The 20,577-nt window shown below is 49.9% G+C and carries 22 protein-coding genes; 13 read left to right on the forward strand and 9 right to left on the reverse strand.

What is annotated here, in order from left to right; all coding sequences use genetic code 11:
* Positions 1 to 78: 78 nt before the first annotated feature.
* Positions 79 to 1,026, forward strand: a complete 948-nt coding sequence (locus GC090_RS12770; RefSeq protein ID WP_033737518.1) for a sugar-binding transcriptional regulator — start codon at positions 79 to 81, stop codon at positions 1,024 to 1,026.
* A gap of 45 nt (positions 1,027 to 1,071) precedes the next feature.
* On the opposite strand, the gene emtA is transcribed toward GC090_RS12770, so the two are convergent.
* Positions 1,072 to 1,704, reverse strand: a complete 633-nt coding sequence (emtA, locus tag GC090_RS12775) for a membrane-bound lytic murein transglycosylase EmtA (RefSeq protein WP_006119712.1) — start codon at positions 1,702 to 1,704, stop codon at positions 1,072 to 1,074.
* Positions 1,705 to 1,859: 155 nt separating this feature from the next.
* Here emtA and ldcA point away from each other — a divergent pair, with 155 nt between their 5' ends.
* Both ldcA and GC090_RS12785 read left to right on the forward strand, forming a co-directional pair.
* Positions 1,860 to 2,783, forward strand: a complete 924-nt coding sequence (gene ldcA, locus GC090_RS12780) for a muramoyltetrapeptide carboxypeptidase (RefSeq protein WP_205959443.1) — start codon at positions 1,860 to 1,862, stop codon at positions 2,781 to 2,783.
* Positions 2,784 to 2,805: 22 nt separating this feature from the next.
* Positions 2,806 to 3,471: an MBL fold metallo-hydrolase gene (locus GC090_RS12785; protein ID WP_033737520.1), complete on the forward strand. Its 666-nt coding sequence runs from the start codon at positions 2,806 to 2,808 to the stop codon at positions 3,469 to 3,471.
* On the opposite strand, the gene GC090_RS12790 is transcribed toward GC090_RS12785, so the two are convergent.
* From GC090_RS12790 to GC090_RS12800, 3 genes are all read right to left on the reverse strand, one after another.
* Positions 3,463 to 3,879 carry a GNAT family N-acetyltransferase gene (locus tag GC090_RS12790; protein ID WP_164483145.1) on the reverse strand — a complete coding sequence of 139 codons (417 nt, stop codon included), beginning with the start codon at positions 3,877 to 3,879 and terminating at the stop codon, positions 3,463 to 3,465. The two genes, GC090_RS12785 and GC090_RS12790, sit on opposite strands and share 9 nt — an antisense overlap.
* Positions 3,880 to 3,901: 22 nt before the next feature.
* Positions 3,902 to 4,285, reverse strand: coding sequence for a hypothetical protein (locus GC090_RS12795; protein ID WP_033737521.1), 384 nt, complete (start codon positions 4,283 to 4,285; stop codon positions 3,902 to 3,904).
* A 194-nt stretch (positions 4,286 to 4,479) separates the two neighbouring features.
* A complete protein-coding gene (locus GC090_RS12800) occupies positions 4,480 to 4,659 on the reverse strand; it encodes a hypothetical protein (protein ID WP_006119718.1) in 180 nt (59 codons plus the stop codon).
* A gap of 208 nt (positions 4,660 to 4,867) precedes the next feature.
* Here GC090_RS12800 and GC090_RS12805 point away from each other — a divergent pair, with 208 nt between their 5' ends.
* The 3 genes from GC090_RS12805 to GC090_RS12815 all read left to right on the forward strand — a co-directional run bounded on the left by GC090_RS12805 (position 4,868) and on the right by GC090_RS12815 (position 6,306).
* Positions 4,868 to 5,197: a hypothetical protein gene (locus tag GC090_RS12805; protein ID WP_324020003.1), complete on the forward strand. Its 330-nt coding sequence runs from the start codon at positions 4,868 to 4,870 to the stop codon at positions 5,195 to 5,197.
* 65 nt (positions 5,198 to 5,262) lie between these two features.
* A complete protein-coding gene (locus GC090_RS12810) occupies positions 5,263 to 5,829 on the forward strand; it encodes a hypothetical protein (protein WP_058708482.1) in 567 nt (188 codons plus the stop codon).
* A gap of 228 nt (positions 5,830 to 6,057) precedes the next feature.
* Positions 6,058 to 6,306 carry a glycine zipper domain-containing protein gene (locus tag GC090_RS12815; RefSeq protein WP_006119721.1) on the forward strand — a complete coding sequence of 83 codons (249 nt, stop codon included), beginning with the start codon at positions 6,058 to 6,060 and terminating at the stop codon, positions 6,304 to 6,306.
* 34 nt (positions 6,307 to 6,340) lie between these two features.
* Here the strand turns inward: GC090_RS12815 and GC090_RS12820 are convergent, their stop codons facing one another.
* The 3 genes from GC090_RS12820 to GC090_RS12830 all read right to left on the reverse strand — a co-directional run bounded on the left by GC090_RS12820 (position 6,341) and on the right by GC090_RS12830 (position 9,748).
* Entirely contained in the window at positions 6,341 to 7,621 is a 1,281-nt protein-coding gene (locus GC090_RS12820; RefSeq protein WP_289366592.1) for an MFS transporter, read from the reverse strand.
* A gap of 546 nt (positions 7,622 to 8,167) precedes the next feature.
* On the reverse strand, positions 8,168 to 9,367 hold the full coding sequence (locus GC090_RS12825) for an FAD-dependent oxidoreductase (RefSeq protein WP_162287051.1): 1,200 nt from the start codon (positions 9,365 to 9,367) through the stop codon (positions 8,168 to 8,170).
* 114 nt (positions 9,368 to 9,481) lie between these two features.
* Positions 9,482 to 9,748, reverse strand: a complete 267-nt coding sequence (locus tag GC090_RS12830; RefSeq protein WP_033737525.1) for a hypothetical protein — start codon at positions 9,746 to 9,748, stop codon at positions 9,482 to 9,484.
* A 908-nt stretch (positions 9,749 to 10,656) separates the two neighbouring features.
* On the opposite strand from GC090_RS12830, the gene GC090_RS12835 reads away from it, so the two are divergent.
* Genes GC090_RS12835 through GC090_RS12860 form a run of 6 tightly spaced genes read left to right on the forward strand, consistent with a single transcriptional unit; the run spans position 10,657 to position 17,073 of the window.
* Positions 10,657 to 11,133, forward strand: coding sequence for a helix-turn-helix domain-containing protein (locus GC090_RS12835; protein ID WP_226374480.1), 477 nt, complete (start codon positions 10,657 to 10,659; stop codon positions 11,131 to 11,133).
* 23 nt (positions 11,134 to 11,156) lie between these two features.
* Positions 11,157 to 11,696: a fimbrial protein gene (locus GC090_RS12840; RefSeq protein WP_039341028.1), complete on the forward strand. Its 540-nt coding sequence runs from the start codon at positions 11,157 to 11,159 to the stop codon at positions 11,694 to 11,696.
* A 59-nt stretch (positions 11,697 to 11,755) separates the two neighbouring features.
* Positions 11,756 to 12,514 (forward strand): fimbria/pilus periplasmic chaperone, encoded by a 759-nt coding sequence (locus GC090_RS12845; protein ID WP_110267821.1) that lies wholly within the window; start codon positions 11,756 to 11,758, stop codon positions 12,512 to 12,514.
* Positions 12,465 to 15,044, forward strand: coding sequence for a fimbrial outer membrane usher protein (locus GC090_RS12850; protein ID WP_185199802.1), 2,580 nt, complete (start codon positions 12,465 to 12,467; stop codon positions 15,042 to 15,044). Before GC090_RS12845 ends, GC090_RS12850 begins: the two co-directional genes overlap by 50 nt.
* 3 nt (positions 15,045 to 15,047) lie before the next feature.
* Positions 15,048 to 16,379: a fimbrial usher protein StbD gene (stbD, locus tag GC090_RS12855; RefSeq protein WP_050504706.1), complete on the forward strand. Its 1,332-nt coding sequence runs from the start codon at positions 15,048 to 15,050 to the stop codon at positions 16,377 to 16,379.
* Entirely contained in the window at positions 16,345 to 17,073 is a 729-nt protein-coding gene (locus tag GC090_RS12860) for a fimbrial assembly chaperone (protein ID WP_039341034.1), read from the forward strand. The genes stbD and GC090_RS12860 overlap by 35 nt, the downstream gene beginning before the upstream one ends.
* 112 nt (positions 17,074 to 17,185) lie before the next feature.
* On the opposite strand, the gene GC090_RS12865 is transcribed toward GC090_RS12860, so the two are convergent.
* The gene (locus GC090_RS12865) at positions 17,186 to 17,689 is read right to left on the reverse strand and encodes a hypothetical protein (RefSeq protein ID WP_324020008.1); all 504 of its coding nucleotides are present in this window, start codon (positions 17,687 to 17,689) and stop codon (positions 17,186 to 17,188) included.
* Between the two features lie 1,154 nt (positions 17,690 to 18,843).
* Positions 18,844 to 19,923, reverse strand: a complete 1,080-nt coding sequence (locus GC090_RS12870; RefSeq protein WP_324020009.1) for a glycosyltransferase family 9 protein — start codon at positions 19,921 to 19,923, stop codon at positions 18,844 to 18,846.
* A 191-nt stretch (positions 19,924 to 20,114) separates the two neighbouring features.
* On the opposite strand from GC090_RS12870, the gene GC090_RS12875 reads away from it, so the two are divergent.
* The gene (locus GC090_RS12875; protein ID WP_324020010.1) at positions 20,115 to 20,567 is read left to right on the forward strand and encodes a hypothetical protein; all 453 of its coding nucleotides are present in this window, start codon (positions 20,115 to 20,117) and stop codon (positions 20,565 to 20,567) included.
* Positions 20,568 to 20,577: the final 10 nt, after the last annotated feature.

Consider the following 20,577-nt stretch of genomic DNA (forward strand, 5'->3'; position numbering starts at 1 on the left):
ACGATCACAAATTGCCCTGGATTGTGCTTTTCACGTCAGTGGTTAACAATGGCGGGCAGAACACGAGAGGAAAAACAGATGGCGAAGCAGGACGAACAGCGGCTCATGGTGAAAATTGCCACGCTCTACTATGTCGAAGGCAGGAAGCAATCCGATATTGCGCAGTTACTTAAGCTGTCCCAGTCGTTTGTTTCACGCATCCTGACCCGCAGTGTGAAAGAAGGCGTGGTGAAAATTAGCGTGGTTCCCCCCGCCAACGTTTTTCCTGAACTGGAAAAAGCGATCGAGCAAACCTATCAGTTACCTCAGGCCATCGTAGTGGATGTGGCAGAACAGGCTTCTGTCAGCGAAATTAAACAGGCGATTGGATCGGCGGCGGCTCACTATCTGGAGACGCGACTGCGCCCCGATGAGCTGATCGGCATCTCTTCCTGGAGCGGCACCATTCGCTGTATGGTCGATGCGTTGCATCCGCTGAATGCCTCATGCAAAGGGGTGATTCAGCTCCTGGGCGGCGTGGGGGCGAACGGCAACGTGCAGGCGACTATCCTGACGCAAAACCTGGCCGCGCTGCTGAACTGTCCGGCCTGGCTGCTGCCTTCGCAGTCGATTGAACATTCGGTGAGCGACCGTCAGCGGCTGGCGGCCAATCCGGAGGTGGCCGAGGTGCTGAATAAGTTCGGCGAAGTAGACCTGGCGATTGTCGGCATCGGCGACCTGGAACCGTCCGCCCTGTTGCGCAACTCCGGTAACTATTACGATGCAACCATGTTGCGCACGTTGGCAGCGCGCGGCGCGGTCGGCGATATCTGTCTGCATTATTTTGACGAACAAGGCCAGCCCGTGCTGCAGGCCGACGAAGATCCGGTGATTGGTATGGAGCTGGAACAGGTCAGACAGTGTCCGCAGGTGGTGGCGCTGGCGGGTGGCAAAGAGAAGGCCCAGGCGATTCGCGGAGCCCTGCGCGGCGGTTATGTCAATGTGCTGATCGTCGATTATCCGACGGCCCGGCTGCTGGTGGGTTAAGTGTTTTCTCCTCACCTTCTGTCAGGTGAGGAGAAAAAACGCGACTCAGCTGATAGCCCGGTAGGCCGTGGTGACTTTCCATAAGTAACGCGGTGCCTGAGCCGCCGGATGCTTGTTCTGCACGTGCTGGTAGAATTCGTCCGGCGTCATGGCGTTAATCATGGCAATCGCGCGGTCACGATCGCGCGAGAACGTGCGAAGCAATGCCCCGGCACCGTTAGCGTAAGAAACAATCGTGGCATAACGCAGCGTGAGTGGATCGCGGATGCCGGACAGCGCAGACTGCTGGAGGATTTTGATATAGGCGGTGCCGATCTCAATATTCCTGGCGGGATCGCGTAACTCAGCGGTGGTCGGTTGCCCCCGGCGCCCCTGGGTACGGTACACTTCACGTCCGGCCGTTGCCGCTTTGATTTGCATCAACCCGACAGCATTCGAACGGCTGACCACGCCCGGATTTCCTCCGGATTCCACATTAATAATCGCGCTAATCAGTTTCTCATCCACCCCGTACTGGCTGGCCGCGCTTTCGGTAAAGAGTGACCATGTGCCCGAAATACGCGACGGCGGTGCCTGCGTCAGCGGTGTATTCTTCTCTTTAACATACGTATGCGGCGGTTCACTGGCACAGCCTGTCAGCAATAATGCTGAAATGACAAAGTAGCGAATTTTAAGCAATTTTTTATCTCGTCGCAGAAGTGGCGGAAGCTATCATACCTGGCAGGGTAAATTGCAAAATTACCGTTTATCCTAATTACAGTAGTCGGATGACTTATTGGCACTTTTTCGTCATTATCGTGACGTCTGTCACTGACTAATTTCAGGAATTTACTATGACGTCACGTTCAATCCGTCTTATCGCCCCTTCAGGTTATTGCCACAATCAGCCTGCAGCCCATCTGGGGGTTGAACGCCTGCGCGCAGCGGGGCACCAGGTTGAAAATACGGGGGCAATCGCACGGCGTTTTCAACGTTTTGCCGGTACGGATTCGGAACGCTTAGACGATATCAATGCGCTGGCCGATCTGGCGACCTTACCTGATATTGTGCTGGCAGTGCGCGGCGGCTACGGTGCCACGCGCCTGCTGCCCTCAATCAACTATGCCGCGTTACAGCGCCGCTTAGCGGACCAGCCGCTGGCACTGTGTGGCCACAGCGACTTCACCGTGATTCAACTGGCCTTACTGCAACACGCCGGAGTAATCAGCTTCAGTGGGCCGATGCTGGCGGGCAACTTTGGCGCTGCGGTTTTATCCGAATTTACCCTGCAGCACTTTTGGCAGGCGCTGACATCACCTACAGTCAGTGTGAACTGGAAAAGTGACACGCCCGATAACGGCACCTGGCACGGTACGTTATGGGGAGGAAACCTGGCGATGATCAGCTCGCTTATCGGTACGCCGTGGATGCCGGCCATCACAGACGGCATTCTGGTGATTGAGGATGTGAATGAGCATCCGTTCCGGATTGAACGTATGCTGCTGCAGCTCCACCAGTGTGGGATTCTGGCGCAGCAACGGGCGATTATCACCGGCAGTTTCACCAGCACCGCCTTGTCCGACTACGATAACGGGTTTGACTTCGCCACGGTCTGGCAGTACCTCCGCGATCTGAGCGGTCTGCCCGTTATCAGCGATCTGGATTTCGGTCACGGCCCTGACACCGTGACCCTGCCGTTGGGTGCCAGGGCGACCTTAGCGGTACATCAGGGACAGGTCAGTTTACAGGCAAGCGGGCATCCCGTATTGCGCACATAACTGGAGTTGCAGGAGATCGACATTGAAGCCGCTGTATGACGATTTGTGGATCTCTACGCCGGAGTTTCCGGAAGACGATGCCGTCGATATCATGATGCATGGGTTTTTACTGCGCCATCCGCGCGGTAATTTACTGATTGGCCGGGTGGAAAATCCGCTCGATCATGAAGTGCTGGCCGATGAGAACGGCGTGATTCGCCATTATCTGACTCACTGGCATGAGTCTGCACCGGGCGCAGCGGTAATCCAGAAGCGTTTTAGCAGCGCGCTGTACTGTCACAGCCGCTCGCTCGGGCAAATCAGCCGCTTTGTGGAGCCGGACGATACTTTTACCCAGCAGGAAACCCATTTCGGTGATTTTCATCTGTTGCCCACGCCCGGCCATACGCCCGGCAGCTGCAGCTACCTCTACCATTCGCCGCAGGGGCCGACCTATTTATTTGTCGGGGATACGCTGACGCGTGATCATGACCGCTGGGTAACGGTGTTGGTACCCGACAGCAATCCTGCCGAACTGGCGGCGTCGCTGGAGCTTTACCGTAGCCTGCGTCCCGATGTGGTACTGATGAGCACCACGCGTGGTCATCTGTCCTGGCAAAAGGTTACACTGCCCTGCTGGCTGGCCGCGATTGATGAGGCTGAGCAGCACCCGCTGGATTTGCGGCAGCAGGCGCTGCCCTCAGCATAGCGTTTTCGTCAGATAGTGACGCTGATGATGCATAATGTACTCGCCCAGCGTCAGCCGGACACGGTAACCCAGCTTTTCGTAAAACGGCTTTGCCTGAAAGCTGCCGGTATCCACCTGTGCAAAACGGCAGCCGCGCTGGCGGGCTTCCTGCTCGGCCGCCAGGACCAACTGGCGACCGGTGCCTTGCCCACGCAGCGCCTGTGCGACCCAGAGTAAATCAATGCGTAGCCAGTTGCCGGTGGTCGTGCCGGTCAATCCGGCCAATTTCATGCCCTGCGCATCGCAGATGAACAGCCCAAGGGGTTTAATCAGGTCAGCATCGTAAAACTGACTGTTCCAGGCATTCAGGCCCAGCCGGATTTCATCCAGATCCTTACTGCTCACCGTGTCAGTCAGGGTAATCTGCATTTATCTTCCTTATCGCTGCGGGTCAGGAGTCGTTGCGCTGGCGATCATCGTAGCGCTCAAGGCTCAGCGCATCGACCTCACGCGTCGTGGTACGGCGGCACGGGATCAGATCGTCGCTGTCATGGTAGACAAAGAAGGTGTCGAGATTGCTTTTGTTCACAATCAACTGATCGCCGTTGCGAAAGCGTGTAATCGCGACCTTGTCGCCGTTATCCGTGCGGGTTTGCAGCTGGCCTGCGGCAATCTGGAAATGCTGTTTCGGCCAGTAGAGCGTGCTGAGCCCATATTGCGCCCGCGAGACGGTCATAACGGGACGTCCGGGACACTGGATCTGAAACTCACTTTCGCTCCATGCGGATGCGCTGAAACCGGCGATCAGGCACAGGGCAAGACGGGCTGCTTTCATCTGATTCCTCCACTGAAAATAAGGGCGGCCACATGTCAGGTGGCGCTAAGACGCTGTAAGCAGGGGTAAAGCATCGCGCGGTGAGCGCGACCGCGCAATAAAAAACGGCACATCAGGCCGTAAGAGACGCGTGACTGGCTGCCGCCAGCGGGATGACACTCGCGCATGCGGATACCAGGCGCGACGGATGAAACTTACTCTGCCGCAACCTCCGCCGCGACCAGCATCAAGGCCAGACCGGCAGGTTCGTTGTCGAAACTGCTCATGACATCGCGGATTTCTGCCGCACAGGCAATCACCTGCTGCCTTTTCTCTGCGTCCAGCGCATCGATGGCATGGCGAATAATCATTAGACTGGCTTCTTCTTCTTTCATCTTTTATCCCTGAATTTGCTTAAGCGACGCGCAAAGATGGCAAGAATAACGTTTATTTGCACCGAAAGTCATCTTTTACATTCCCACTGCTTAACGATTGAACAAACGGCAAATCAACCCGGCGCGCGTAAACGCTATGATCATGTTATTTGTCGCGTTTCAGGCTAAAATCGATCATTCATTCTATGGACCGGGGCAGGAGCAGGCTATGTTGCGACCAGGATTTTTCATTTTTATGGCACTGCTCTCAGGCTGTTCCTCTTCGCCGAAAGGCGTGGAGTGTCCGGGCGACGTCAGCACAATTTACGGTCAGTCACTGGGGCAAACGCAGGGAACGGTATTCGATCTGGTCACCGCGTTCAGCGTCAGTCGGGCTGGCGTAAACGTGCAGAGCGGGCCGCTTCAGTCGCTGGATCGCTTTCAGTATGTCCCCTCTGCGGTGACGTCTGAAGGTTACTACGCCCAGCGCCTGTCCGATAAACAGTTTCGTCTGATCAACCCTTATCAGGACACCATGATTACCTGGACCTGTCCGTAAAGCGGGCAATCCTGACACTGCGTGATATAGTGTCAGGAAACGTCAAGCGACAGGTCAGGCTCATCATGGAAAAACGGCTGGATAACAACGGTTATATTGATTTCCCGTTCCCTGCTACCCGCAATGCAGATGGCTCTGTTAATCCCTGCGGTATCGACCTGACCCTGGAGACAGAACGGCTGGACGAGATCGCCGTGATTCGTCACTCCCCTAACCTGCAACGTTTACTGGAAGAGGTGAATTTGCAGGAAGGCCTGTTTATGACCCTGGCCTGCGACTGGCAGCAGCAGGAAAACGCGGTATGCGGATTCATTGATATCGCCTTTCGGCCCGAACTCCTTCACTGTTCTCACAAGGAGGCACTCCAGCTAGAAGCCGCCTTTTATGACTATCTGAAGGAACAAGAGCAGCAGCACGCGCTGGCAGCCGACACGCTGGTGAACTTTGCCCGTTGTGTACTTGACTGGGGCTGGTCACCGCTACAGCAACGCCAGCGCCATTATGAAAAAATTACGATTCAGTATTACTGCCAGCAGGCCGAGGATGCCGAGTGGTGCTTTGACCATCTGCGGCATTTTCTGGTGAGCTGGTATCCCAACACGCGATCCCATCCACGTCATCCCGTCAGGTGAAACAGCTGGTAATAATTTTCCTCGCCGGGCCCTCCGCGTGGTGGCGTTAACGCGCCCTGTCCGCTTCATGCCCGTCTCTCCGCGCCTTCCGCCAGTCCGATGGCCATCACCAGGCGGAGTTTTCATCTGGTCAATTCCTCCCTGACAGACGATTAATGCGTCTAAACGCAGCACAGTGGCGAAGGTTTGCTACGCTTTAAATGACTGTGATAACCAAGGAGATGAAGCATGTCAGGAAAAATTGAAGATGCCGTAAAAGAAGTCGCCGGTGCCGCAGAGCAACAATGGGGTGAAGTCACCGATTCGCCGCGTCACCGCGCCCGTGGTGCAGCCCGCCGCTACACCAACCAGGCATCCTATGCCGCACGCGATGCCGCCGACTGCATCAAAGATCAGATGCAATCTAACCCGTTTGCGGGTCTGGCGGTCGCGGCCGGTGTGGGCGTCGTACTGGGCTTCCTGCTCGGTCGTAAGTAAGTTCAAAACGGGGGCGTTTGCTCCCGTTTTTCCTTTATGTCAGCTCCCGCGTGTGGTCGTCTTTATTGAGTGTCATCAGGGCCGGGATGGAAACCAGTGCCGTTGCCATCATATACCATGCCGGAATATCCAGATTGCCCGTCTGCTTAATCAACCCTGTAATAATTAAACCCGCACAGCCGGAAAACACCGCATTGGATAACGCATAGGCGACGCCCAGCCCGGTATAACGTACCGTTGTTGGAAACATTTCCGCCAGCATTGCAGGCCCCGGCCCGGCGAGCAAACCAACCAGTCCCCCCGCTATCAGCACCACCAGCGCTTTTAGCAGCAAACTCACGCCATCCGCCTGCACTATTTTCAATAGCGGCATCGCCATAAGCAGCAGGAGTACGCTGGCGCTAACCATGACACGACGCCGACCAACGCGATCACTGACGATGCCCGCCGGGATAATTGTCAATGCGAAGCCCACATTAGCGATCACGGCAATCAGCAGCGCCTGATTCATACCGGTATGTAGCGCCGACTGCAAATAGCCGGGCATGATCACCAGACAGGTATAGCCTGCGGAGGACCACAGCATGACGCGCGCGATCGCCAGGAAAATAATTTTTATCGTCTGGCGCGGTGCAGCCCTGACACGCTGCTGTTGCTGGCGTACAAAGTCCGGCGTTTCTGTGATTGCCAGACGCAACCATAGCGCAACCAGGCCCAGCGGTAACGCCAGCCAAAACGGAATGCGCCAGCCCCATGCCAGCATCGCCTGCGGGCTGAGCAGCCAGGACAGCAGCGCCACCAGCCCCACGCCGGCCAACAGGCCAAACGCCACGGTCAGCGACTGCCAGGCACCATAGCGTCCACGTTGACCGCGCGGCGCAAATTCGGTCATCAGCGCCACCGCCCCGCCATATTCGCCGCCGGCAAATAGCCCTTGCAGGATACGCAGTGCCGTAAGCAGCACGGGCGCGAGAATGCCCGCCGTCGCATAGGTGGGAATTAACCCGATAGCGGTGGTCGCCAGCGTCATCAATATCAGGACGGTAATCAGGACAGGCTTGCGGCCCAGGCGGTCGCCCAGTCGGCCAAACACCAGGGCGCCAAGGGGGCGAAAAAAGAACGCAATGGCAAAGGACGCCCAGGTCAGGATCAGACCACTCAGCGCTGACTCGCCCTGAAGCTGAAAAAAATTGTGCGCAATAATTGTGGCGAGGAAACCGTAGATGGCAAATTCATACCATTCGATAAAGTTGCCTACCGCACCCGCGATCAGAGCGCGTTTTGGGTGTTTTACGGGTGAAAGAGGCGTTTCCATTCAGGGTTCCTCCGGGATTTATGCAAAATCAGTACGGCGTTGACAGTGAGAGTATAGAATTTCAGCCGATACGATTTTGTCTCCCGGACGAAAATAATCACATCACACCCTGGCGCCCTGCCCTTCGCGCAGTGCCGACAGCAATATACCGCTGGACACTGTACGTAAAGAGTTGCTGCGTCATCAGGACATTCGGCCAGCCGGGCATGAAGTTTCTTACCCGTTGAATATTTTACGCATCACAGTACGTAAAGCGATGAATGCCTGACAGGACGGGAGCATTCGCGCGGCTGAGGCACGTACACTGGAATAGTCGCTAAACGCGCCGCAGGGCTTTACATAGCAAATCGTGTCAGGGGGAAAAACCGGATACCGCGTGGCAGCAAAACGCCGGATGCAAAAACCCACCAGACAGCAGACACAGCCTTGCTGTCTGTTATAGCCTGGGGCTATGGCTCGCGGGTATAACGTTGCGCATCTTCCGCCATGCGGCCCGACGGCTCAGCCTTTAGCGCCGACTGTTCACGTCAGGCAGACAGAGAGCTGTCAACGGCATTCCCTCGGCCTTTCCGTTCTGAATCCTAAACCAATAAGCCGGCCAAATACGAAGCGCAGAAACGGGAATTTACGCATCATGGCGGGCATCTTACTTTGCCCGCTGGCACGTGGCTTGTTGCTGCTCATTTTAATTTGCAGGAACTGGGTCGCCACGGTAGGAAACTGACGGCGTTTCTGGACTTTATGGAGATCGCTTAACTTCAGCGTTCCCCTGCGCAGTGGTCGTGTTAACAGGTTCGCCGCCGCCACCGCATCCTGAATCGCCAGGTTAACCCCAACCCCGCCGATCGGTGACATAGCATGCGCCGCATCGCCAATGCACAGCACGCCCGGTTTTGCCCACTGATCCAGACGGTCTATCCGGATAGACAACAGTTTGAGTTTTTCCCAACTGTCGACCTCCGCCAGACGTGAAGCGGCAAAGGGCGAAACCGCCGCAATAGTGTCTTTAAGCGCATCCAGCCCCTGCGCCTGTAAGGCCTCAAACTGGCCTTTGGGAATGGTAAGACCACACTGCCAGTAATCCCCCCGATCAATGACGATAAAATTGTTGCGCGGGCCGGTATGGCCCATGCCGGTCAGCGGATCGTCGGGCTGTTTATTGAGGTGGAACCAGAGAACGTCGCGCGGCGCCCCGAAATGCTGGCTGCTGAGCCCGGCCTGGGCACGAATAACGGAATCCCGTCCGTCCGCTCCCACCACCAGACGGGCGCGAATTTCCATTGGCTGGCCTGCCTGCTCCGCCAGTACGCCGCACACCTGACCATTCTCGGTGATCAACTCACGACACACGGTCGATTTAAGCAGTGTAAAACCTGAAAACTGCGCGCTTTTCTCCGCCAGAAAATTCAGAAAGTCCCACTGCGGCATAAAGGCAATAAAGCGGCAACGCACCGGCAGGCGGGAGAAGTCGGCCATCGTGACCTCTTCACCGCCCATTTCTGCCTGCAGTTTTTCGACACGCTGATGCGGCAGCGTGAGCAGCGCATCAAGTAAGCCCAGATGGTGCATGATTTGAAGGGTGGAGGGATGAATGGTATCGCCACGAAAGTCGCGCAGAAAATCAGCGTGCTTCTCCAGCACTACCACCTGCAACCCTGCGCGGGCCAGGAGATAAGCCAGCATTAACCCTGCCGGACCGCCGCCAATGATACAACAGTCGGCGCTGTCGTGTTTTGAAGATGACATAGTGACTCCCTCATACTGTATCTGGTGAGTCTAAGCCAGTATCGACGATATTCGTACCGAAGGAATGTGGGGCTATTCAGATCGCCGTCGGAAAAAGCTGCATACGCTGGCCGATCAGGTTTCAGGTTCTGACTGTTTTATCTCAACCAGCACCAGCGGGCATTTTTTGACCTGACAGGCATGATGGTAAGCCAGCGAACAGACCGCACAGTAATCGGCCGAGTCGGAAGAGTATTCGTACTCCTGAAAGTAACGGAATCCGCCTCTGTCATCATTGGCACGCGCACTATAGAACGCGTGGTCGGCAAGCTGCGCATCCAGTTGTCTGAATGTCAGCGCGTTAGGATTGTGGTAACCCACTTTAATACGATATGTCGTCATGCAGACATCATCATCGCCAGCGCACCTTCCCGCAAATTGTTATCGTTGTTGATTGTGATAGATAGAGGTTATCGAAACAGCGCCTGCAAACGATACGGTACTCCGGTGTTTACACCGCTTGCGTTTCACAAAACAGGGAGAACAGTTGCTCTCCCGATTAACGGACTGGATTGACAGGCAGCTATACACTAAATGCAACTTTCCATTCACATCCCACCCTTAACTTCATAATAAAAAAGTCAAGACATCATTACATTGTCAAGCTTAATAAATAAATGCCATCTGTCTGTAAGTAGACACAACAGGACAAAAAATTCCTGACTAATTCGTGCATTATTGCGCAAATATTAAATACAACAACAAAAAGCTAGCATTTTAAAAACAACAAACACAGAGCCTTATCATATCCATATTGCTTTTTTATAAAATTAAAATCACAGCAAACTACGTGTAGAGTGAGATAAAAGTCATACGCACCACATTTTTATCTTAAAGTGCGATAGTTTTTTTGATCGCGCCGGTGGAATTAACCGAAAATTCCTGGAGAAAACAAAATCGTCTTAACTTGCTACAAGTCACGTGCTTCTTTAGTTCAAAATAAATTGCACAACTGTGGGAGGAATCGCGTTTTTGTAGACACAGAAATGAAAGAGCCCATCTTCGGAATATTCCCTGCATAAAACGCGAGTCATCTGGCCAACACATTGAATCAGAAGATTTAATGATGATATGGTTATCACACCTTCCTAAACGAGCAGCAGGACCGGCTTATGCGAAGGATTACGCGAGAAAGCATTTATTGCTTTAGTTGTCGATACCGATGTGAATTGGCCAGCGAGCTAACAGAAGAAATTAAACGTTGCCCGATCCAGAAAGTGTCCATTTGGCCCGCAAAGAATTACTTCTTAATGAATGGCGTTTTATCCCTGGTGGCGGGACGATATGAAAGTTTATTTATTAAAGGCTGCATGTTTGTTGATTTTTCATCACATAACATCCGTTTTTTCACCAACCATAACTGGCTGGACTATTTAAAATCACCGGGGTTAATCATCATCCTGGTTTGCGATCGCCGACTGGCGTCCCTCGCAGCCTTCTGGAAAAAACAGGACAAAAGCATCAATACGGTGATCTATCCGGGAACGGGGATTACCGAGATGAAAAAATCAATAAACGCATGTTATTACGGTTTAAAAGGAGGTGAAAAAAAAGGTGTTAATCCGTTAACCAGCGATGAGGTTAATTTTCTGGAACTGGTGAGTCATGGATTATCTCTGGGTGAAATTTCAGAAAAAATGCGCCTTGGCGTAAAAAAGATTTATTGCATAAAAGATTCAGTGCGCCGCAAGACGGGAACCAGCCTGAATCAGTTGTTCTCCAGTTAATAATGTAAAAGGAAAATACAATCATGTTAAATACTAAGGCTATGATCTTACCTCTGTTAATCAGCACGGCTCTGGTATCAGGACAGGCACTGGCAAATTCTGCTAACACTATTAACTTTCAGGGCGAAGTGAGCGATGAAACCTGTTCAGTAAGTGTGAATGGTAATGAAAGCGCCCCGCTTGTACTCATGCCAACCGTGGCCGTGAATGAATTAGATACGAGCGGGAAAGTTGCCGGTAAGACGGACTTCTCCGTGTCCATCAGCGGCTGTACCGGGTCCACAAATTCCACCCGTGTATCCACCGTGTTTGTGGGTAACAATGTGAGTGCTGCCGGTAACCTGAAAAACAGTGGCAATGCCGAAAACGTCGAAATCCAGTTGCTGGATCCGGCAGGTAAAGAAATTAATTTAACCAGCACCTATACCGGTGACGGTGATTTGACCCTGAGCTCAGGCGAAACCGAAAAATCAGCGACCTATTCTGCCCAGTATCTGGCTACTGATGTGGCCACTGCGGGTACCATCAGCGCTTCACTTCAGTATGCCGTGACTTATCAGTAATCCTTACCCGGTGCACTCCCATAAAGCGGAGTGCACAATAAATAATTGAGAACCTGTCTATGTTTATTCGCCAACACTTATTTGCTTTAAAAGTTTCGCTGGCATTAGTTCCGGCATTATTACTTCCCATTTGTGCTAATGCCAGCGTGACGATTATGGGCAGTAGGATTATTTATCCTGAACAGGCGCGCTCAGTAGATGTGCAGTTTAAAAATAATGATGCTATTCCTTATGTTATTCAGAGCTGGTTTGATAACGGCAATAAAGATTCCCAGCCGGATGGCCAGGTAAACACGCCTTTTATCATAACGCCGCCGGTATTTCGCATTCAGCCTAAAGCCGGACAAATTGCCAAGATAATATTAAACAATGCCGTCTCACAAGCCCAGGATCGTGAATCCGTTTACTGGTTCAATACACTTCAGATTCCGCCTTCTAATATCGCCAAAGATAACGCGCAAAATGCAATGTTGGTGGTATTACGTAACCGCATGAAGGTGTTTTATCGCCCTAAAAGCATTGGCGCGCCTAAAAATATCCTTAAAGGTATAAAGGTCACATCCTTCTATCAGGCGAATAAGGGTATGGGTATTGAAATTGATAATCCCCAACCCTGGCACGCTTCATTAGTAGACGTTGTATTAAAAGTGGGTAATCAGTCTTTAAAGCGAGATGCGGATATGGTTTCACCCTTTTCCCGGCAAACTTACTGGTTCAATAACAGTAAACGCCTTAAGGGCTCAGGGGTGATTACAGTCTCGGCAGTTAATGATCAGGGAGCTAAAATCAGTGAAAACTTTACGGTTGAAGTTAATTAGTCCGAAACTCATAGCTTTTACCGTGTCGGCCTGTTTCTCTTACGGTGTATGCAGCGAAGAATATTATTTTGACTCCTCGCTTTTTCAAGGGGCGACATTTGGGAAAAACCTCGAACAATTCAATCAAAATGAAATTGCGCAGGGAAATTACCTGGTTGATATTTACCTCAATAGTAAAATGATTAAATCTGGGGTAAAAATAAACTTCAGGAAATTTAACGACCAGGGCGGAGTAGAGCCTTGTCTGTCTGAAGAAATCGTAACGCTATTGCAAATAAAAACCCTGCGCACCGGACAACCGACAGCATCTTGTCGGCCTTTATCCGGCTGGACAGAAGCGGGCAGCTGGCGTTTCGATCAGGCATCGCTTCGTTTGCACTTTACATTACCTATGGCAAGCCTGAACCGGACTCCGCGTGGCTACATCCCCGTATCGGAATGGGATGAGGGCGTTACAGCATTATTTTTGCGCCACAACACCAATTTCACCTGGTCAGAAAATCGCTCGTCAAATTACCGATATGAATATTTGTGGAGCGGAATAACGGCAGGCACCAATCTGGAAAAATGGCAGTTCCGTCATCAGGGCAATATGCGCTATTTGCGTAACAGCAGAACCGGAAGCCGTTACCAGTACAACCAGGTCAGAAGCTGGGTCCAGCGGCCTTTAGAGGGGATAAACAGTCAGCTTGCTTTAGGTGATAACTACACCAGTAACTCCCTCTTCGGTAGCCTTGCATTCAACGGTATCAAACTCGCCTCTGATGAACGCATGTGGCCACAGGGCAAACGGGGTTATGCACCAGAAGTTCAGGGTGTTGCCACTTCCGATGCCCGCGTTATCGTGCGTCAGCTTAATAACGTGATCTATGAGACAAGCGTTCCCCCCGGCCCTTTTGTCATCGACGACCTGTATAACACCAGCGGTCAGGGAGACCTTGAGGTTGAGGTCATCGAAGCTAACGGTAAGCGTTCTACCTTTACGGTGCCCTACTCTTCTGTACCGGATTCTGTTCGTCCAGGAAACTGGACATACGGTCTGGCGCTGGGACGTGTACGTCAGTATTACAGCGTAGAAAACACGTTTTTTGAAGGTGTCTTACAGCGCGGCATCAGTAACCGCTTCACGGCGACGGCCGGTTCACGCCTCGCAAAAGATTATCAGGCATGGCTGGCAGGCGGTGTATGGGGTTCACCGGTCGGTGCTGTAGGTATGAACACCATTTTTTCACAAGCACGCGTTGAGCAAAACAAAAAAACGACCGGCTGGCGTGCCGAACTGAGCTACAGCAAAACCTTTGAAACCGGGACAAATCTGGTTTTAGCCGCTTACCGTTATTCCACCAGCGGTTTTCGCGATCTGCAGGACGTTTTGGGCGTCAGAAGGCAGAATGACACAGGTATCAGCTACTACTCCGATTCGATGAACCAGCGTAACCGGTTATCCGCAACCCTGGGGCAGTCATTTGATGACGTCGGTATGTTTACCCTGAGCGCCAGCACAGCCGATTACTACAACAATAAATCCCGCATCACTCAGTTGCAGCTTGGCTATAACAACAACTGGAAAAAGATCAGTTACGGCTTCAACGTCGCACGTCAGCGCACGACCTGGAATACAACGCGATCCGATCTGGATCTCTTCAATCGCCAGGACGACACTCGCGCGCAACGTTATACCGAAAACACCTTTTCCTTTAATATCTCAATGCCTCTTGCCTGGAACAACACCTCTTCTGTTTCCTATTACTATAACCAGTCAAAACAAACACGTAGCTCATCGCTGTCCCTGTCAGGATCGGCGGGTGACAACAATGATATTTCTTATTCTGTCTATGGCGGCAGTGAACATTATCGCAATGGCAATAGTGGACAGGCACTGAACTTCGGCGGAAACGTTCAGCAAAATACGCGTCTGGGCGCTGTTCGCGCCAACTATGGTCAGGGCGAAAACTATCGTCAGGCTGGGCTGGGGGCATCCGGCACCGTGGTGCTTCACCGGGGCGGCATTACACTTGGCCCATACAGCAGTGAGACATTCGCCCTGGTTCAGGCCGATGGCGCACAGGGCGCGCTGGTACGAAATGGTCAGGGAGCTGTCATCGATCGCTTTGGCTATGCCATTTTGCCCTCACTCAGTGCCTATCGCGAAAATAACATCAGTCTGGACACGCTGGACATGAATGCCGATGCCGAACTGAGCGGCGGTAGTCAACGTGTGGTCCCCTATGCGGGGGCTGTTGTACGGATAAATTTCGCCACCATCAAAGGCAAAGCTGTCTTGATCTCGCTCACCAGTAATGCGGGGGAAACGCCCCCTATGGGCGCTGAAGTTCGTGATGCCGACAACACGGTTATTGGTGTCGTCGGTCAGGGTGGTCAGCTTTATGCACGTGTCCCCCACGACTCCGGCACACTTAAAGTCAGTTGGGATAACGATGGTCAACAAACCTGCCTGGTGAATTATCAAATTACCGGAAAGCAAGACGATCACCTGATCCAGCTTACCGGCTTATGTAATAAGGAGTAGCGCGTGTTCACAAGAATCCTGCTTTTGTTAATCACTACCCTACTGGTACCGCTTCCACTTCTGGCGAATTGCACAAAGGTCACGAGTCAGGGCCAGCTTTCCCAGGCCGCTAAAGATGCCGGCTATACCGCAAAGGGATGGGAAGGTGCCTGTGATGAGTGCACAGGGCGGCTGGCATTGCCTGCAATCATCAATATCAATTCGGGCAAGCTGTTTCAGCCCTCGGGGACGTTGCTGGCCAGTGCGGTCGGCCATCCGCTCAACAACCCGATGAGGGATGCGTTTACGCCGAATCAGATTCTGTACCGCTGCGACATGGGTGATGCGGATAAACTCTTTGAAATGTATTCCACGAATGGCGACAGAGAAGAAGCCGGTAAATATGCCACCAGCGAGGTTGAAGGCGCTTATTTTGATAAGTTCAAAAATGTGGCGGTCAGACTGACCAACCTTACCACGGGTGAATATTACAGCCGCTACTGGAAAGCACGGCAGCTTAGTGCCAGCGACTGGTATACCGACGGGCAAAAAATCTACATCCCGGCCAGTATATTTAGCAGTGTGCTCTACGAAATATTTAAAATCGATGAAGGTAAACATTACGTCAATAGTGACAACTATTATTTTGAGACAAACAATCAACCCCGCGGATATATTGCATTTAAAGGTCCTGGACTGGAAAGTAATAATCTTTATCCCGGTGCGGATCATTCCACGGTGTGGAATGGCTGGCACTATGACTGGCCTGTTGGCTGGAGTTCGTGGAAGACAGTCACCTATGTTCGCGGCGCAGCCTGCGAGGTGTACGATTACCCCGCGGTCGTCTCTCTGCCATTAACCAGCGTGGGTGTTTTAGCCGCTGGAGGCAGCAGCCAGGCACCTTTTTCCATTACCCTCCGCTGCGAGACCGGGGCAACGTCCGGGATCAAGAATTCCACTGTGACATCAGCCAACGTCGCAATGGGTTTTCTGGTAAATCAGCCTCGGGCCGTGGCAATGGCTCAGACGCTGGGCCTGACCACCAGCAGCGGTGGATTAACCTGGCTGCTCGACACAAACTATGGCGACAATAACGGCGGTTCGGCCTCTGGTGTAGGGATAAAAATTTACAACAGTGCGGGTGCCGCACTCAACCTGTTGCCCGATATAAGCAGTACCGGCACAGGCAATACGCGTGGATGGTATGCCTATAAAGATTTAACCACACTTACGTCATCAGACAACGGTGAGATCTACAGCGGCGATTTTACTGCCTCCCTTGAGGCTATTCCCGGACAAGTTATCACTTCAGGAACCGTTAATGCACAGTTACAAGTGGTGGTCAGTTTTCAGTAGCAGCCTGTATTTACTCACGGCGTTATTGTCAACGCAGGCAGTTGCCGTTGTAAACATTGATAAAACCCGCATTATTTTCAATGCCAACGAGATTGCGCAATCCGTCAATCTGGTCAACAGTGAAAACAGCCCTGCCGTTTTACAAATCTGGACAGATGACGGCGATATCTATGCCCCGCCAGAGAAGAGCAAAACACCGGTCATGGCTATGCCGCCGGTCTTGAAAATGCAGCCCGGCGAATTACGCTCTATAAAGCTGATGCTGACCTCACGCGCTGGCTTACCCCCCGGGAAAGAAACCCTGTACTGGCTGAATATCTACCAGATACCGGCGCTCAAAAAATCTGACAACCAGCGCGATAAAAAAGTCGTTCTGCCGCTGCGTCTTCGCCTGAAGGTTTTTGTACGTCCGACAGGGCTGGGTGCACCCCGGCCGGAAGATGCACAAAAACTACGCTTTACCCGACAAAGCCAGCAAATCATGATTTCTAACCCTACGCCCTGGTATATGAGCCTGAACGCGAAAGTGGAAAAAGCGGTATTGAGAAATATTATGGTCGCACCGCTGTCTGATATTGTGGTTCCCGTCACCACTTCCGTTAATCCTGGCGCAAACGTCGAATATGAAGTGATTGATCAGAACGGTAACGTTGAGAAACATCGCAGCACGCTTCGCGCGACAGTTGGGAAGTAGCCGAATTACCTATTTTTGGCACAAAGAGAGATGATATGGAACGCTGATGAGGCACTGAAACGCAGTGCCTCTGACAAGGTTCGTTCTTCGATGAAGCGCAGTTTTTATCTTTTTAATTTTTCGTAAGCGGGCAAAACACGGCATTCAACTGGAAACTTCCATATTCGATATTATCTCTCTTATCTTCTTCATTTTCATACACCATAATTTCCATAATTGCCTCGGTAAACAGATAGCCATTAATGGGCAAAATAAACATGTTTTCATTAATTATACCGTCCTCGACAAGATTATGGTAAATTTTAACATTCTCCTTTTGATATTCCAGGAAGTCGCCGACAGTGTCGAACCTGTCAGCCGTAGTTCCATAAGGAAAAATATTTCGCGTACCGTTGTAGTTAATGAATACGTATCCAGGGCTGACAAATGGACCACCGGACCAGTGTATTATGCCGGTATCGCATCCGACCCGATAAAGGCGCATCGCTACCTTGTATTTTTTTTGCGCCTCCGTAACGTCCGGATTGATTTCTACTGCCCCCATAGAAAGAATATCTCCGGGCTGATGACCGTTCAGACTCCATGGGATCATTTTTGCATTTCTGAAAAACCACATATATCGCTCCTATATATAAGGACAAATCACCTTTGGATACTATTCACAGCTGTAATATTTTCAAAATTAAAACTATCTCACATTATTGCAGCCACCCCGAATATGACGGGATCGCGTATAGAAGTACGCCTGTTAATATAAACATGTTAAATTAATTCAAATAAAACCTGATCGACTCACAGAATATCGGCAGCACCCAGCATAAACACTATTAATTTTGAAAAAACTGCATCATAAATAAAAGCCGGAGGAAGCTGGCAATCCCCCTAAAAACCTTATATCTGAATATAGACCACCCTGGAAATAAACTATTGTTTCAGATCAGTAAACGGGCCATTTTACAAACACAACCTGTTAATCACAAAAAAAAGAGTACAGCGCTTAAATACTTGACAGAAGAAAAAATGAAAAAGAAATTTAACCACCCACCGCGGAAATTAAAGAATGACACCAGAAAAAAACTTATTCAAACCCTATGAAAAGCCCTGGGAATGTAAGAAAAAGCACACAATGCATTATCACTACAATAAAAAAAGAAGATAAGACATCGAAGCATGTCATTTTATCATGCTGGACGCCACCCTCAATAAAAGCATTAAAGTGGGAAAAAACTCAAAACGATAAAGTTTACATTCAAAAAAAATACTAATAAAACAAAACCCTCTAAAATAGTTAATTACATCGTCATTTCCCCAATCAAATTCAGAACATTATTTTATTACCGAAACCATTACCAACATAAAAATAAAAGTTTAAAGCAAGAATGATTAATGGAATAAAGTAATAACAGAATAACCCCAAAATCACTAACCTAATAATAACTACTAAAAAACTGTTCACGCGATGGAATAAAAATCACCGAAAGACAAGTAGAGTATAAAAATTTATTTTTCATATCAACAATAATAAAAACGTGCAATTAACCATCATCATGAAGCGATAATAACCTCCTAATAATCAAGGAATGTTATAAAAAATCTAAAAGAATCAGAGGATCAAGAAAAATCAAAGAGCAGCACTTCAGCAACACTGCTCATTAATAAATTTGACAACTTTATCATCTATGTAATATTAACAAACCAACATCATTATTAATCATTTTGATTAAAATCTAATCCATCAAAACGATTTAAACCGCACATATGAGATGTTTTTTAAGACAGATTATGTGCTACAGCAACATATACCGTAGTCCAGCTTATCCCACGTAATCCGTTTTTCTCATTATCCGGATGTAGAACTTGATGGATTTCTTTGTCCTGAATAGGCGCACCACCATCTATAGTACTTTGATTGGGAAATAAGGCCACTGTAGGTGTTTTAACTGCGATGGCGAGATGTAAGGGGCCGGTATCTCCAACAACCAACGTAGTAAAACCACTTATTTTTTCAGCCAATTGTATCAAATTTGTGCTTCCGGCAACATTTACCACCCTGTCACTTGGCGTTTTCATTCCCTCAATAATACGTTGGTTAAGTGCTTTTTCCCCCGGCGCACCAATGAGCTCAATGACCAAATCGCTATGCTCCTCAATTAATTTACTAATGAGCTGCGAAAAAGCTGATTCAGGCCAACATCTTTCAGTACTGGATGCCCCCGCATGTATGCCAATGACAGGTTTATCATAGGTCTGTGGCTTGTAAGGTGCAGGAATAAACATCGATTCGGACTTGACAGTAATACCCACTGATTCAAGCATTTCGGTTTTTTGTCGGATAAAGTGGATATTGCCTTTTGTTCTGTTATCGTAGAATGCAGAAAGGCAATTTTTCAGAACAAAGTCTTCTCTGCCCTGATAATCAGTATAATAAACATCTTTTAGTATATAATGTGAACCTGCTAACGAGGCGGTAATGATGTCGTAAGGTGTTCGAGAATGAAGGATAAAAGTTGCATCAATCTCTTTTTTTCTCAATGCTCTAATTAAAGTGAGCATACCTGAAACCTTTCCTCCCCAATACAGTACGTCATCAAAAATATCGCTCTCTGCGACCAGAGGATAATTCCTTTTTAAGATGACTAAAGTGATTTTAGCATCAGGCCAACGCTCTTTTATCGCGCGGATAGACGGCGTATTAAATAAAAAGTCACCCAAAGCTGTATTTGAAATAATAGCAATGCTTTTAAGTTCGTCTTTTTCAGAAAAACGAGCAATTTTTTTTACACGATAGCCAGTAACTTTCCACGCGGAAAGGAATAATTTTGCAGCGATTTGTTTTGCGATTTTACTCATTAAAATTGTCCCGACTCAAGTCTTATTAACCTAACAGATTAGCCGTAATGATTGTCGCAGATGCCGTTACCGTGCCAGACGCATCGTATGCTCATCAGCATTAAACTAATACTTAATTCACATTATATATTATAAATTACCTACCGCGAAGAAACTGTCTGCTTTGATTAAATACACGCTCTGATGACAAGATGATGACATACTCTTCTGGTTCGAATTTGTTCATGTGCTATCTTTTTTCATTATCAAAGACAAAAGCTCAAAGCCATCTCACCGCCTGCCAAACAAAATATGGTGCAATATCTGCCCCCTTGTTTCCCTTCTCTCATCATTCACACTTTCGGAGCGCTAGATTTCAGGCTTTCAGCTTTAAAATGCCGGAAACCATACTGACATTAACAGCCGTTCTAAAACACCCCAATTTTATGAGCAGCATTTACTGGCTGAAAGACGGTATAAAGGTAGCTGATACCAGGAATGAGGCAGTTACGAGGCTTCTCAATAAACAGTTAAATATCGTGATGACTGGGCAAAGAATGGACCACTACCCACGCTCAGGGTGCTCTTTAGTGAGTAATCTTGAGGAGAGAATGTTGCAAATGTTGGCAAAATTAATCGCTACACAAAAAGCCGACATAAATTAAGCATCTATGT

Source organism: Pantoea sp. JZ29 (assembly GCF_035190385.1).
Classification (GTDB): Bacteria; Pseudomonadota; Gammaproteobacteria; order Enterobacterales; family Enterobacteriaceae; genus Pantoea; species Pantoea stewartii.

Excerpts from the sequence above, each read along its gene's own strand:
- GC090_RS12770 (WP_033737518.1), top strand. The coding sequence starts at position 79 with ATGGCGAAGCAGGACGAACAGCGGCTCATGGTGAAAATTGCCACGCTC.
- ldcA (WP_205959443.1), top strand. The coding sequence starts at position 1,860 with ATGACGTCACGTTCAATCCGTCTTATCGCCCCTTCAGGTTATTGCCAC.
- GC090_RS12790 (WP_164483145.1), bottom strand. The coding sequence starts at position 3,879 with ATGCAGATTACCCTGACTGACACGGTGAGCAGTAAGGATCTGGATGAA.
- GC090_RS12795 (WP_033737521.1), bottom strand. The coding sequence starts at position 4,285 with ATGAAAGCAGCCCGTCTTGCCCTGTGCCTGATCGCCGGTTTCAGCGCA.
- GC090_RS12800 (WP_006119718.1), bottom strand. The coding sequence starts at position 4,659 with ATGAAAGAAGAAGAAGCCAGTCTAATGATTATTCGCCATGCCATCGAT.
- GC090_RS12805 (WP_324020003.1), top strand. The coding sequence starts at position 4,868 with ATGTTGCGACCAGGATTTTTCATTTTTATGGCACTGCTCTCAGGCTGT.
- GC090_RS12810 (WP_058708482.1), top strand. The coding sequence starts at position 5,263 with ATGGAAAAACGGCTGGATAACAACGGTTATATTGATTTCCCGTTCCCT.
- GC090_RS12815 (WP_006119721.1), top strand. The coding sequence starts at position 6,058 with ATGTCAGGAAAAATTGAAGATGCCGTAAAAGAAGTCGCCGGTGCCGCA.
- GC090_RS12820 (WP_289366592.1), bottom strand. The coding sequence starts at position 7,621 with ATGGAAACGCCTCTTTCACCCGTAAAACACCCAAAACGCGCTCTGATC.
- GC090_RS12825 (WP_162287051.1), bottom strand. The coding sequence starts at position 9,367 with ATGTCATCTTCAAAACACGACAGCGCCGACTGTTGTATCATTGGCGGC.
- GC090_RS12830 (WP_033737525.1), bottom strand. The coding sequence starts at position 9,748 with ATGACGACATATCGTATTAAAGTGGGTTACCACAATCCTAACGCGCTG.
- GC090_RS12835 (WP_226374480.1), top strand. The coding sequence starts at position 10,657 with ATGAATGGCGTTTTATCCCTGGTGGCGGGACGATATGAAAGTTTATTT.
- GC090_RS12840 (WP_039341028.1), top strand. The coding sequence starts at position 11,157 with ATGTTAAATACTAAGGCTATGATCTTACCTCTGTTAATCAGCACGGCT.
- GC090_RS12845 (WP_110267821.1), top strand. The coding sequence starts at position 11,756 with ATGTTTATTCGCCAACACTTATTTGCTTTAAAAGTTTCGCTGGCATTA.
- GC090_RS12850 (WP_185199802.1), top strand. The coding sequence starts at position 12,465 with ATGATCAGGGAGCTAAAATCAGTGAAAACTTTACGGTTGAAGTTAATT.
- GC090_RS12860 (WP_039341034.1), top strand. The coding sequence starts at position 16,345 with ATGCACAGTTACAAGTGGTGGTCAGTTTTCAGTAGCAGCCTGTATTTA.
- GC090_RS12865 (WP_324020008.1), bottom strand. The coding sequence starts at position 17,689 with ATGTGGTTTTTCAGAAATGCAAAAATGATCCCATGGAGTCTGAACGGT.
- GC090_RS12870 (WP_324020009.1), bottom strand. The coding sequence starts at position 19,923 with ATGAGTAAAATCGCAAAACAAATCGCTGCAAAATTATTCCTTTCCGCG.
- GC090_RS12875 (WP_324020010.1), top strand. The coding sequence starts at position 20,115 with ATGATGACATACTCTTCTGGTTCGAATTTGTTCATGTGCTATCTTTTT.